This window comes from Gracilimonas sp. B-17 (genome assembly GCF_056857935.1).
The window spans coordinates 85,146-98,086 of sequence record NZ_JBSXOA010000008.1 but is presented as its reverse complement, the minus strand read 5'-3'; the positions used below and the strand labels follow the sequence as shown (position 1 = coordinate 98,086).

11 protein-coding genes are annotated in these 12,941 nt (G+C 43.8%); 5 read left to right on the top strand and 6 right to left on the bottom strand.

The annotated features are described in order from the left end of the window. The first annotated feature begins 1 nt into the window (after position 1). The 4 genes from AC13FX_RS01020 to AC13FX_RS01005 all read left to right on the top strand — a co-directional run bounded on the left by AC13FX_RS01020 (position 2) and on the right by AC13FX_RS01005 (position 4,478). The gene (locus tag AC13FX_RS01020; protein WP_482878544.1) at positions 2–529 is read left to right on the top strand and encodes a hypothetical protein; all 528 of its coding nucleotides are present in this window, start codon (positions 2–4) and stop codon (positions 527–529) included. Next, positions 513–2,261 (top strand): BatD family protein, encoded by a 1,749-nt coding sequence (locus AC13FX_RS01015; protein WP_482878543.1) that lies wholly within the window; start codon positions 513–515, stop codon positions 2,259–2,261. Before AC13FX_RS01020 ends, AC13FX_RS01015 begins: the two co-directional genes overlap by 17 nt. Beyond that, a complete protein-coding gene (locus AC13FX_RS01010) occupies positions 2,258–3,019 on the top strand; it encodes a hypothetical protein (protein ID WP_482878542.1) in 762 nt (253 codons plus the stop codon). Before AC13FX_RS01015 ends, AC13FX_RS01010 begins: the two co-directional genes overlap by 4 nt. A gap of 85 nt (positions 3,020–3,104) precedes the next feature. Continuing rightward, positions 3,105–4,478 carry a dipeptidase gene (locus AC13FX_RS01005; protein WP_482878541.1) on the top strand — a complete coding sequence of 458 codons (1,374 nt, stop codon included), beginning with the start codon at positions 3,105–3,107 and terminating at the stop codon, positions 4,476–4,478. 8 nt (positions 4,479–4,486) lie between these two features. On the opposite strand, the gene AC13FX_RS01000 is transcribed toward AC13FX_RS01005, so the two are convergent. From AC13FX_RS01000 to sucB, 6 genes are all read right to left on the bottom strand, one after another. Beyond that, complete coding sequence (locus AC13FX_RS01000) at positions 4,487–5,998, bottom strand: TolC family protein (RefSeq protein WP_482878540.1); 1,512 nt, start codon at positions 5,996–5,998, stop codon at positions 4,487–4,489. Then, positions 5,967–7,337 carry an ABC transporter permease gene (locus AC13FX_RS00995; RefSeq protein WP_482878539.1) on the bottom strand — a complete coding sequence of 457 codons (1,371 nt, stop codon included), beginning with the start codon at positions 7,335–7,337 and terminating at the stop codon, positions 5,967–5,969. Before AC13FX_RS00995 ends, AC13FX_RS01000 begins: the two co-directional genes overlap by 32 nt. Positions 7,338–7,346: 9 nt before the next feature. Further along, a complete protein-coding gene (locus tag AC13FX_RS00990) occupies positions 7,347–8,606 on the bottom strand; it encodes an efflux RND transporter periplasmic adaptor subunit (protein WP_482878538.1) in 1,260 nt (419 codons plus the stop codon). 236 nt (positions 8,607–8,842) lie between these two features. After that, on the bottom strand, positions 8,843–9,265 hold the full coding sequence (gene panD / locus AC13FX_RS00985) for an aspartate 1-decarboxylase (protein ID WP_482878537.1): 423 nt from the start codon (positions 9,263–9,265) through the stop codon (positions 8,843–8,845). Between the two features lie 15 nt (positions 9,266–9,280). Beyond that, on the bottom strand, positions 9,281–10,132 hold the full coding sequence (panC, locus tag AC13FX_RS00980) for a pantoate--beta-alanine ligase (RefSeq protein WP_482878536.1): 852 nt from the start codon (positions 10,130–10,132) through the stop codon (positions 9,281–9,283). 163 nt (positions 10,133–10,295) lie between these two features. Then, positions 10,296–12,065 (bottom strand): 2-oxoglutarate dehydrogenase, E2 component, dihydrolipoamide succinyltransferase, encoded by a 1,770-nt coding sequence (gene sucB, locus AC13FX_RS00975; RefSeq protein ID WP_482878535.1) that lies wholly within the window; start codon positions 12,063–12,065, stop codon positions 10,296–10,298. 302 nt (positions 12,066–12,367) lie between these two features. Between sucB and frr the strand changes: the two genes are divergently transcribed. Then, positions 12,368–12,937: a ribosome recycling factor gene (frr, locus tag AC13FX_RS00970; protein ID WP_482878534.1), complete on the top strand. Its 570-nt coding sequence runs from the start codon at positions 12,368–12,370 to the stop codon at positions 12,935–12,937. The last annotated feature ends 4 nt before the right edge of the window (positions 12,938–12,941 follow it).

Below are 12,941 nucleotides of genomic sequence, written 5' to 3'. Positions count from 1 at the left end.
CATGAAAAGACTCCCACTGATAGTATTCCTGACTTTTTTAACCTTACCGGTCCTGGCGCAATCTGCTGATCAGTATTTCCATAACGGGGCTCAATATTTTATCAATGCTGATCTGCAAACCTCATTGAATTATGTTGAAGAAGGTCTGATGGAGTACCCAAACGACCGTAAGCTGAATGCTCTTTATGAAAAACTGAAAGAAGAGCAGGAAAAACAACAACAACAGCAGCAACAGCAACAGCAACAAGATCAGCAGCAACAGAACCAGCAGGATCAGGAGCAGGAACAACAACAAGAACAGCAAAACCAACAGCAGCAGGAAAATCAGGAAGAGCAGGGGAGTGAGGGTGAAGAACAAAGTGAACAATCACCACAAGAGGTCAATCCTGAGGATCTTCAATCACAGCAAATAAGCAAGGAAGAAGCTGAAAAGATCTTGAGAGCTCTGGCACAAAAGGAAAAGGAACTATTAAAGGAATTCAAAAAGAAAAAATCTACAGGATCGGCCAAACATGAAAAGGATTGGTAGACTGAAACACTTCTTTTTCTTACTACTATTTTTTTGTGGCTTCTCAAGCCTGTCCCTAGCACAGGATATACAGGTTGGTGCCGAACTATCTGAAACCAATATTTTCAGTGGAGAACAGGTAAAACTGGAGGTCAGTGTAAGCGGCAATGCCATGGGGTCGGTTCAACAACCGGAACTACCCGAGATCAATGGATTACGATGGCTTCAGGGCAGCACTTCACGCGGTACCCAATACACGATCATTAATGGCAAACCTTCAGTAACCTACACATTTGGATATGTACTGATCGCTCAATCACCCGGTGATTACACCCTGCCTCCCATATCGATCACAGTGGAAGATGAAACCTATCAAACGGAAGCTATTACCTTTTCAATTCTGGATCCGGCCACACTTGAATCCGGAGAGGCTGATCGATCGCCTGATATTTACGTCAGGATAGAACCCGATATCGATAACCCTGTGGTTGGGCAACAAGTGGTGGCTGATGTGGTCCTTTACTTTAAAAACGGGGTAGAAGTCTCTTCATATCAACCCACCCCGGGATGGAAAGCAGAAGGATTCTGGAAAGAGGAACTGAATTATCCTCAACGCGCTCAAACTACATCTACTATTGTTAACGGCGTTCGTTATCAAAAAGCAAAACTGATCCAATATGCACTTTTCCCTACCAAATCGGGAGAACTGACTCTGAGTCCTTTTGAGATCACCGTTTCCGTTCGCTCAAGGCGCAGTTCTGCCGATCCATTTGGGTTTGGCCTGAATCAGGAACGAATGACTCTTCAATCGACCCCTGTTACCCTTGATGTTGAAAGTCTTCCTGAATTGAATAACGCAGAGTTCATTGGTGCTGTAGGAAGTTTTGACATCGAACGTTCTATATCTGTTAATGAAGCTTTGGTTGGAGAAAGTATTGAGATCAACACTCGTATCTCAGGAAATGGCAATATTCCACTGATCAACAAGCCTGAATACGATATGCCAGAATCACTGGAGAGATATAATCCTGAAGAAACATCGAACGTAGAACGAAATGATCGTGAAATATCAGGTAGTCGAAACTTCAAAGACATTGTGATACCACGAAACGAGGGAGAATATTCTATTCCGGCAAAACGCGTGGCTTATTACCACCCCGGCCGTTCTGATTTTGTGATCGTAACGCTGCCGGAATTAACTTTCAATGCAGAACGTGACCCCAATGCCCCTCTCCTCACTGAAAAAGACCTTCGATTCAATGTAAAGCCGATAACCGGATTGGCTTCCTGGAAAAGCCCTGCCGTAACACCGCTGCATGAAATGACATTGGTTTGGGTCATGATCTTTTTTCCCATAATGCTGACTTTGGGAGCTTACGGTTACAAAAAATATCAGGATCGTATGCAAACAGACTCTGCTTTTGCAAGATCTCGTTTGGCTTCTGATAAGGCAGAGAAGATCCTAATTGAGGCTGAAAATACTACCGATATCAAAACCGGATATCACCTGATTGAGAAGGCTCTTACGCAATATATCACTGACAAATTAGACCTTCCACCTGCGGGTTTATCCCATACTGACCTGGTAAATGCCATCGAAAAATTCTCCGATACTGATCTCACAAAGAGTCTTAAAAAACTGTTGAATAAATGTGAGACCATAGCTTATGCACCTAATGCTACACAGGAAACTCTGACTGGCGATATAGAGAAGACCCGAGAGATCATCAAAAAAGTAGGTAAACTTTCATGAAGATCAGATCCATAATACTTCTGGCCTGTTCACTGGTTTTCACTTCAAATGCCTTTGCACAACAGGGTTCTTTTGATCAAGCCAATACCTTGCTTGAAAATGGAAAACCCATGGAAGCCATGGAAGCCTACAGAGACATTCTGAGCAATGGGTCCGTCTCCGGAGCTTTATATCTGAACATGGGTATAACAGCCATGCAGCTCGATTCATTGGGACTCTCAAAATATTATTTCCTTAAAGCTGCTCAGTTTTCCTCCACTCAGCAACAGGCTGATGAGGCACTGAATTATGTTAATTCACAATTCAGCAGGCAATCCGCCATCTTGCCAAAACTTCCATGGGATCGTGCCATTGATTGGATAAATCATCAACTGTCTGCTTTTGGATTATTTTTGATCGGCTTTGTTTTTACCCTGGCCGGCCTCACTCTTTTATACCTTGGATGGTTAGACAAAATCCCACTAAGTAAAACCTTCTCCACTCAACTTACCCTGATAATCATTGGGGCCTCCCTGTCTTTATTGGCTTTTTACGCCGATTATGTCAATCAAAGATACGATGAAGCCGTTCTGGTCTCATCCTCACAACGAGTCCTGGAATCTCCGGATGAAGACAGTCCATTGGTAAGTATTGCTTATGAAGGTTATGACCTGACTATAGATCATTGGGAAAGTAAAAAAATTGAAGGGTGGACCTATATTCGCCTGGGTAATGGGCAGTATGGATGGACAAAACCAGAAGGAATTAAAACGCTTTAGACAGACTAATACTCAGAACAACTCCCGATTATTCTTTATTTTCGGGCACATAAGTTAGAAGAAATCAATTACACGTAATTAGGCCATGAGCAAAACTCAAGATTATATTGATCAGCATATCGATCGTTTTTTAACTGAATTATTTGAATTACTGCGTATACCAAGCATCAGTACCGATTCTGATAAAAAAGGTGAGGTTGAAAAAGCCGCCCATTATCTCATCAACCAGCTGGAAGGTCTTGAGTTAGACGAAGTCAAAAAATTTGAGACTCCCGGCAATCCAATCGTGTATGCTGAATACTGTCCGCATGAGGATAAACCAACAGTATTGATCTATGGTCATTATGATGTTCAGCCTTCTGATCCTGATGATCTATGGAATTCCCCGGCTTTTGAACCTACGGTACGTGATGGCAATATCTATGCACGCGGAGCGAGTGACGACAAAGGACAATCGTATACTCATATCAAAGCCGTAGAAGCTTTCAGAAAATCCGGGACAGAATTACCGGTCAATGTAAAATTCATTCTTGAAGGTGAAGAAGAGATCGGATCCCCTAACCTGATACCCTTCATTGAAGAGCACAAGGATATGTTATCCTGCGATATGGTGCTGATCTCAGACACAGCCATGTTTGCTGAAGACCAGCCTTCCATAACATATGGTTTGAGAGGCCTGGCCTATATGGAAGTGGAAGTCGTTGGCCCGAACCGTGACCTGCATTCCGGTGTTTATGGCGGAGCTGTAGAAAACCCCGTCAATGTTCTATGTGAAATGATAGCCAAACTGAAAGATGAAGATGGCGTGATCCAGATCCCGGGCTTTTACGATAAAGTGAAACCACTATCAGAAGCTGACCGTGAAGCTTATAAGCAACTTCCTTTTGATGAAGAAGAGTATAAGAAGTCATTAGACATTGAAGCTGTTCATGGAGAGAAAGGTTATAGTACGCTTGAAAGAGCTTCTGCCCGACCCACACTGGATGTGAATGGCATCTGGGGTGGTTACACTAAAGAAGGAGCTAAAACCGTATTGCCATCTAAAGCAAATGCCAAGATTAGCATGCGATTGGTTCCTGATCAGGACCCAAAGGAGATCGCTGAATTATTCACCAAACATTTTCAGTCTTTGGCACCCGACACTGTAACCGTCAAGGTCTCTGAACATCATGGAGGGTATCCCTCAGTTACTGACCTGGATTTCTATGGATTAAAAGCAGGAGCTCAGGCCTTTGAAGATATTTATAAAGAAGAAGTGCTATTTTCACGCGAAGGTGGCTCCATTCCGATCGTATCCGATTTCAAGCGTGTTCTTGGCGTTGAGTCAATACTAATGGGATTTGGGCTGACCAGTGATGCTATTCATTCACCGAATGAGAAGTTTGCGATCAAGGATTTCCACAGAGGTATCAAAACTTCAGCCAGGTTCCTGGAAATACTTCCTGAGTACGCCAAATAAGAACCCGGTTAGTTCTCATTGATAATAACAATGGGCCTATCGGTTTGAAAATCGTACAGTGTAAGGCGCCTTAGATTGTAGTACCCTGTCCAGTAATTACGCAGGGCCTGAATATAACTGCGCCGGGCGCTGTCTTTTTCATTCTGGGCAATGAACAGGTTGGTGACATCGATCTTCCCGATCAGGTAACGATTCTTAGCCACTTCATAACGCCGGTCGGCAATTTCATCTGAAGCCTCTGCCAACTCTACCTGGTTGCGAAGCTGAGAAAACTCACGGACAGTGCTGCGTACACTCAGGTCAAATTGCAATTTTTGGTATGCTATAGTATTTGCTGTAGCTGCCTGTTGATTTCTTGCAGCCTGAATTTGCGCTGTATTCTTACCCCAGTTAAATATTGGTATTTGGAAACCTAACGTAAAAAACTGTCGGTTCTGCGGGTCACTGTATACGTCTTTAAAATCTTCTGCTGTTTGATTCAAACCATAGCTTGCCTGAAATGTAGCTGAAAACCCGGCTTCTTTTCGAGCTTGATCATATGCCTGATTTGCCTGTATTTCACTCAATTCGAATTCCAATGATGTACTGTTATTTTTCCTGGCAAGCTCAAGCGCTTTATCCACATCAATATTCAGATCAGGTGCATCCTCCGGAATAATAACTTCAACAACGGTATCATCAGGTATTCCTAATAGGGCTTTAAAATTTTCTTCAGCTCTTTGGAAATTCAAATTGGCGGTTGTCAGTGAAGTCTCTGCATTACGCAACTGCAATTCACTTTGAAGCAAGTCATTTTCAGCAATACTGCCAACCTGATAACGGCCTTGTGAGATATTGTAAATGGAATCATTAACTGTGACATTGAACTCAGCCACTTCTACATTGATCTTAGCCAGCAGGAAATCAAAAAAGCTCTGAGTTGCCGTAAATGCCAGATCCTCCATGTCTTCAACAAATTGCTTCTGTGCTATTTGATATCTAAGAGGTTCAATACGGTTTCTCCATTTCAGGTTATTGTACTGAAACAAAGGCTGTATATATGAGGCAACCAATGGAGTACTCTGCCATCGGTATATATTATCTCCATTTAACCCTCCATCAAATAATATCAACCTGTTTATGCCACTTGAAAGTGACAACCGCCCACCGGTAGGCAATATATTCTGGTTTATCGATAGGTTAACCGAAGATTGCGACTGACTTTCTTCCTGATAGATCGTACTGCCATCATCCAAGCGATTTGCAGTTATTGCGCGGCTATAACCCGGAATATCGCCATCCAGATCAAGGCTTGGCAGCAGATCGGCCCGAAATGAACGATACCTCCATTTAGACGAGATCAATTCAAAATTTGCAGCCCTGGCCAGCGGACTTGAATCTTTTGCGACCTCAATACTTTCTTCCAGTGTTAAGGTTCTTTGTGTCTGTGCCTGAATATCTGTTGCCAGAATAACAGAAATGATGAAAACAGAAATAAGAAATAGGAATTTATTCATGGCGTAATGCGTGTACAGGATCATGCATAGCAGCTCGCTTGGCAGGGTAGTATCCAAATACCACCCCAATCAGAACGGCCACTCCAAATGATATGAAAATTGAAATTGGTGTAACAATAGTTGCAATATCAGCGGTTGCCTCGATCACATAACTGAATGCCAGTCCCAGCACTATACCCAGAAATCCTCCGGTTATACTGATGGTCAAGGCTTCCGTCAAAAACTGTAGTTCTATATCCTTTTTCTGAGCACCAACCGCCATTCTAACCCCGATCTCACGGAACCTTTCAACCACAGAAGCCAGCATTATATTCATGATCCCAATACCGCCAACGATCAATGAGATCGAGGCTATAGTGGAGAGTACGATATTAAAAATGCGTTTGGTTTGCTGTTCCTGCTTCAGGAGCTGTTCCGGAACGATGATCTCAAAATCGACCACATTATTATGCCTTCTTTTGAGCATCCTGGACAGGATCTCAGCAATGGTTCCGCTAAATTTGGTATCAGTAACCTTCACGATAAGCCGGTCGAGCTGATTGTAGTTTCCATCACCGCTATCATTCGTTGAACTCCCGCCGGATGAAAATATCATCATACCACCTCCAACTACCACCGTTGAACCGCCTCCCTGCTTCAGATCATTGGACGTTACTACCGCTCGGTTTCTAAACCTCAAAAGTACGGTAGTAACCGGAGCATATATATCAAGGTTGAAGTTTCTGATACCAAGGTTTTCAATATTCTCGGTAGACACCTCTTTCTTTTCCAGAACCCCCACAACCGTCAGCCACAAGTGACCTACTTTTATCTTTTTCCCAATGGGATCTTCCCCGGCAAAGAAACGGGTCTTAACATCATAACCGATCACACAAACCGGATCCGCCTCATTGATCTGAATATCACTGAAATTACTCCCTTCAACGATGGCAAAGTTACTGATATCAAAATAATCGGTGTTAACCCCTACCAGCTTCCCGGTTCTCATCCTTGCTTCCCGAATAAAATTAGTTTCGTAGACGATCTCAGGACTTAGTTTTTCGACCTCGGGGATCAACTCCCTGATACTAATGAGATCCTCCATGGTAAGACCGGGTGAGAATTTGGTTGACTGCTGCTGTTCCTCCCCATCACTGACTGTTCCCTGCCTCTGCTCCACAACTGGCTGAACGATCACATTATTTGTGCCCAATAACTGCATTTGGGTCAGCACTTCCTGTTGAGCCCCATTACCAATAGCCAGCATCGCGATCACTGAAGATACCCCGAAGATGATACCTAATGACGTTAAAAATGCCCTCAGCTTATTTCGCTGAATAGCTTCAAGTGCGATGTCAAAGTTGTATAATATTTTCTGGAGCAAAACAGGCCTTTAATTTGAGGTGATAGCTTCTTCCAGATAGACCTTATCAACTCCAGCCGTATCATTCGGTACAGACAAATAGATCACATCATCCATGGCTAATCCTCGATGAACAACCACCTCATTTTCATTCATCAGGCCAAGATCGACCTCCTGCATCACGGTTGATAATCCAGACTGTCTGAATACAAAACTTGTTGAATCCTGAACATGAATGGTCTCAAGGGGAATGAACATAACGTCATCCAGCTCCTCAACGATGATCCTATTACTTGTGGTCATAGCCGGTCTTAGTGTAGAATCCGTATCTGAGATCTCGATCACAACCTCATACACTTTTGAATTAGAACCGGAACGTTGCTCTCCAATATTGGCAACGCTGGTTACATTACCTGACAGGGATTTATTCTGAATGGCATCAAGACCTATGACCACACTTTGTCCTGAGGTTACTTTTTGCACATCCACCTCGTTGACGTAGGTCACCGATTCCATAACTGAAAAATCTGGCAGCTCAGCCACCGTGGGATTCCAGGCACTGATCTCGCTGCCTTCAGATACTTTAGACCCATTCCCCATTCTTCTGTAGATGATCATACCGTTTGCCGGGGCCCGAACCGTGAATTCCTGCATCAGTGCACGGATCTTGTCTACTTCATTTTGCTCTTCCTGCAGGTCGGCTTCAACCTCACTCATTTGAGCTTCAGCTTGTTTTACTTTCGTCACATAATTCTTTTTTTCCTGCTCTAATTGGCGCCGTGCCTTATCCAGATCGATTTCTGCCTGCCTTTGCACAGCGGGTGACTCATATTTGGATTGGTCAACGGCTATTTGCCGTTCTTCCACTGCATACTCCAGGTTAATGAGATTATCCCGAGCCTGAGAAAGAGTCAGGGTGCTATCCAGCGAAACTTGTGTTACCTGAGACTGTGCCTGTTGTAATTCCAGCATGGCATCCTGAAGGCGACCCGTTATTTCTGAGCGATCCAGTTCAGCTACAAAATCTCCTTTTTCAACAATAGTACCTTCCGGTATCAATCTTTGGATGGTCAGGTTGAATAATCTTACATCCCGCCCACCTTGTGGCCCGCGGATCTCAACAGAATTTTTTGCTCTTAATTCCCCTGTAGTCGTTACATCAACCACAAATTCCCCACTTTTTGGGGTCGTTGTCAACTCAACTGATTCATCAACATCCCCACCAAGTATCATCCAGCTAATGAGTAACAAAGCGATCGCACTTATTGGTATCAAATATTTTTTCTTCATATACGGTATTCTGTTTTAATGGTCGGGATGCTGCAGTGCTCCACCCTGGCAAATATACTATAAAATTAGTTTTAATTTTTTAAGTCTCAATCCTCACTATGATAGAATCCATCTATTCAGATAACTTGCACCCCTTATTATTAAAAATTGCAAAACAGGATCAGAGGATGACCTTGTTTTAACAGTTCTGTGATCAATTTATTACAGTTAACCCGAAGACCGTACTGTCAGCTATTCTATTCTACCAGTGTATTGTCGACCAACCCGGTTTCCAGATCGTAAGAGTTACCATGCGTTGTATTTTCCAGGATCTCCTTCGGATCATTATTCTCATCAACGATCACCACTTTTGGTTTATGCTCTTTAGCTTCTTCAGGAGTCATTTCTGCATAGCTGATCACAATGATACGATCTCCAACCTGTGTCAGACGAGCAGCCGCACCATTCAGGCAACAGACACGGCTTCCCCTTTCTCCCGGAATGGTATAAGTTTCAAGGCGTGCTCCGTTTGTTATATTCAGCACTTGCACCTTCTCATAGGGTAGTAAATTAGCGGCATCCAACAGGTCCTGATCTATGGTTATACTGCCTTCATACATCAGGTTTGCTTCAGTAACTGCCATTTGGTGCAGTTTAGATTTGAACATTGTGATCTTCATTATACTATATCTAAATCAGAGGTCTAAAATAAGGTTATCAATAAGGCGCGTTTTCCCTAAATAAGCTGCGCCTGCCAATATATATGTATTACCCGGTTCCAGTTTTCTAACCGGAGCCATTACATCGAAGGAAAACACATTAAGATAATCATTTTTAAATCCTTTCGCTTTAAGTTCCTCCTGCTGTTGCCCTAACACTGTTTCCGGCTCAAGCAATCCATTCCGGATCTTCTCTTCCACTCTCTTAAGAGACGAATAAAGATAAGGAGCGATCATACGCTGCTCGTGAGTCAGATAAGCGTTCCTGCTACTCAGCGCCAACCCATCATCCGCCCTTTTGATCGGTGCCATGACAATCTCAACATTATGATTGAACTCTTTGACCATCTGTTTGATGATCTGCACCTGTTGAATATCCTTCTGGCCGAACACCGCAAAATCCGGTTCGATGATGTTAAATAATTTATTAACCACCAAGACAATACCTTCAAAGAATCCAGGCCGACTGCCTCCGTCCATATATTTATTGAGTTCCCGGATCTGTATGGATAAATATTTCTTTCCGGAACCATACATGATCTCATCATCTGGGGTGAAGACTACGTTGCACCCTTCATCTTCGCAAGCCTTGATATCGTCTTCCAGCTGGCGCGGATAATCCTCAAAATCTTCATTAGGGCCAAACTGTTCAGGGTTCACATAGATCGAAACCACTACTTCGTCAGCATGTGCTTTGGCCAACCTAATAAGAGAACGGTGCCCCTGGTGCAAGGCCCCCATGGTTGGAACAAATGCCACAGTCTTCCCCTGTTTTTTCAGGAGGTTGACCTGTTCTCTTATTTCATTAATGGTATTGCACTGTATCATACAATTTTAGATAAATAATGTACGGCTTTTAATGAGGGCGCTTAAAGTAAGAATTTATTTACTGAAGTAAAGATTCCGGTATGCACGCTCTTTATTAACCAAAAAAAGCGCCCCTTTTCAGAGCGCTTTTTAAGATCAATACTAAGTATATCTCCGGCACTTATCAGACTGAACGATTCTTATCGAAGTCTTCGAGGATCTCTTTGATCCTGTTCAGGAAAGCACCGCCATGAGCCCCATCGATGATCCTGTGATCGTAACTCATGGAGAGGAACATCATTTGGCGAATAGCGATCACGTCTCCGGCTTCAGTTTCCATCACAACCGGTCGTTTTTCAATAGCACCGGTCCCAATGATGGCAACCTGAGGCTGATTGATGATCGGGGTACCCATGAGGTTCCCCACACTTCCGTAGTTGGTCAGGGTGATGGTACCGCCTACCAGGTCATCCGGACTCAGTTTCTTACTTCTGGCCTTGTTAGCTACTTCATTCACCGAGTTGGCAAGTCCTACCAGGTTCTTTTCCTGCGCTTTCTTAATTACAGGAACAATGAGACCTCCTTCACCACCCTCGCCTAAGGCTACGGCTAATCCAAAATTAATATCTTTTTTGAGGTGAATTTCATCCCCAACCACAGAACTGTTGATGAGTGGGAATTCAAGCATGGCTTTGATGATGGCTTCCACAAACAATGGTGTGAATGTCAGTCGTGTTCCGGTCTTCTCCTGGAACTCAACTTTATTCGCATTTCTCCATTTCACCATATTGGTCACATCCACTTCCGCAAAGGTGGTAACATGAGCAGATGTCTGCTTCGACTTCACCATATGCTCAGCGATCATCTTACGCATGCGATCCATTTTGATGACTTCCACATCACCGGATGGTGAGTGCTTGACATCAAGCTTACCGGCTGAGATCGAATCACTGGAACCGGATGAAGATTTGGATGTTGGCTTACTTAGCCCGCCACCTGCTGAAGCAGACTGCTGAGACGCAGGGGCCGATACCTTACCGGCTTTCTTATCTTCCACATAGGAGAGAATATCCTGCTTGGATACACGGCCATTTTGACCGGAGCCTTCAATACTTTCAAGTTCTTCCTGGCTTATTCCCTCTTCCTTTGCAATGGATCGAACCAATGGAGAATAGAATCGTCCATCACTTCCCATTCTTTGTGGTTCAGAACCACTTGATGTGCCATTTGAAGATGGTGCCGTCTGAGTTTGAGTTTCTGACGACTTACTTTCCTGCTTCTGTTCTTTTTTCGGTGCCGGTGCACTTCCTGCAGATGCAGCTGCACCTTTGCCTGTTGCAATAACTGCAATGGTTTGCCCGACTTCAATAGTGTCATTTTCCTCGGCAAGGATCTCAACTAAAGTACCTGAGGCAGGGGATGGCACTTCACTGTCTACTTTATCGGTCGAGATCTCAAGAAGTGTTTCATCCTCTTCTACTTCATCTCCAACCTGCTTATTCCACCCAATGACCGTAGCCTCAACTACAGACTCACCCATTTGTGGCATTTGAACTTCAATTCGCTCACCTTCATCACCACCTGTGGCAGCAGGAGCTGATCCTTGTTCTGCAGGCTCACTATCATTCTCAGTTTCTTCCTGTTCTGCTTCGGGATCTTCTGCAGCAGTATCATCGGAAGCACCACCGGATGAAACATCACCGGCAGCATCCGCATCCGTTTCGATAATGGCAATGGCTTTTCCAACTTCAATAACGTCACCTTCCTCAGCAAGGATCTCCACAAGTACACCCGCCTCCGGTGATGGCACTTCTGTATCCACCTTATCAGTCGCAACCTCCAGCAGCGTCTCATCCACTTCTACAGTGTCGCCGACCTGTTTGGTCCACTCAATTACGGTGCCTTCCATTACTGATTCGCCCATTTGGGGCATTACCACTTCTACCTTCGCCATAAAATTGTTTTGTTTTGCTGCCTGTGAGGCGGTTTGGGGGTTTTTAAACGGACCCTAAAGTTCAGGATTATTCCAATTAGTTCAAAATTAGTATCGTACTTTAAAAAGAAGGAAAAGCGCTTTTTTCAACCTTTTGCCTTTTTTAACTCAAAATCAGGGAAGCAGGACGGCAGAGACCTTTTACTTGCATTCCAAACTATGTTAACTTAGTCCAAATTCTGCATTCTTGGGAGTTTGTCCTCACTTCTGATTTTATTAACTTCGTGTTTTAGTCAAACACTATTTAAAACAGCCATGGCATTATGATATCGGAAGAACTACAAGCAATTATTGACGAAGCTGAAATGCATATGGAAGAAGCTACTGCCTTCTTCAAAAAAGAACTTTCTCACGTCCGGGCCGGTAAGGCAAACCCCGCTTTACTTGAAGGCATAAAGGTTGACTACTACGGCTCCAAAACGCCCCTCCAGCAGCTGGCCAATGTCAGTGCGCCTGAACCCCGATTGTTAGTGGTACAACCGTACGATCGTTCTGCAATGGAAGATATTGAAAAAGCGATCATGTCTGCCGGTTTAGGGCTGAACCCGAATAATGATGGTGAAAGAATTCTCATTCCACTGCCGGTTCTAACTGAAGAACGTCGTAAGGAACTGGTAAAACATTCAAAGGATATTGCAGAGCAAGCCCGTATCAGTATTCGAAACTCCCGGCGTAATGCTAATGACTCTGTCAAGAAGACCGTTGAAAGCGAATCCCTTTCAGAAGACTCAAAATATGAGGCCGAAGACGAGATCCAAAAACTGACCGATAGCTATACCGCCAAAGTGGAAGAGATGCTCGAGAAAAAAGAAAAAGAAATTATGACTGTTTAATGGG

What these genes read in the sequence shown, in the direction of transcription:
- AC13FX_RS01020 (WP_482878544.1), top strand. Translation starts at nt 2, where the DNA reads ATGAAAAGACTCCCACTGATAGTATTCCTGACTTTTTTAACCTTACCG.
- AC13FX_RS01015 (WP_482878543.1), top strand. Translation starts at nt 513, where the DNA reads ATGAAAAGGATTGGTAGACTGAAACACTTCTTTTTCTTACTACTATTT.
- AC13FX_RS01010 (WP_482878542.1), top strand. Translation starts at nt 2,258, where the DNA reads ATGAAGATCAGATCCATAATACTTCTGGCCTGTTCACTGGTTTTCACT.
- AC13FX_RS01005 (WP_482878541.1), top strand. Translation starts at nt 3,105, where the DNA reads ATGAGCAAAACTCAAGATTATATTGATCAGCATATCGATCGTTTTTTA.
- AC13FX_RS01000 (WP_482878540.1), bottom strand. Translation starts at nt 5,998, where the DNA reads ATGATCCTGTACACGCATTACGCCATGAATAAATTCCTATTTCTTATT.
- AC13FX_RS00990 (WP_482878538.1), bottom strand. Translation starts at nt 8,606, where the DNA reads ATGAAGAAAAAATATTTGATACCAATAAGTGCGATCGCTTTGTTACTC.
- panD (WP_482878537.1), bottom strand. Translation starts at nt 9,265, where the DNA reads ATGAAGATCACAATGTTCAAATCTAAACTGCACCAAATGGCAGTTACT.
- panC (WP_482878536.1), bottom strand. Translation starts at nt 10,132, where the DNA reads ATGATACAGTGCAATACCATTAATGAAATAAGAGAACAGGTCAACCTC.
- sucB (WP_482878535.1), bottom strand. Translation starts at nt 12,065, where the DNA reads ATGGCGAAGGTAGAAGTGGTAATGCCCCAAATGGGCGAATCAGTAATG.
- frr (WP_482878534.1), top strand. Translation starts at nt 12,368, where the DNA reads ATGATATCGGAAGAACTACAAGCAATTATTGACGAAGCTGAAATGCAT.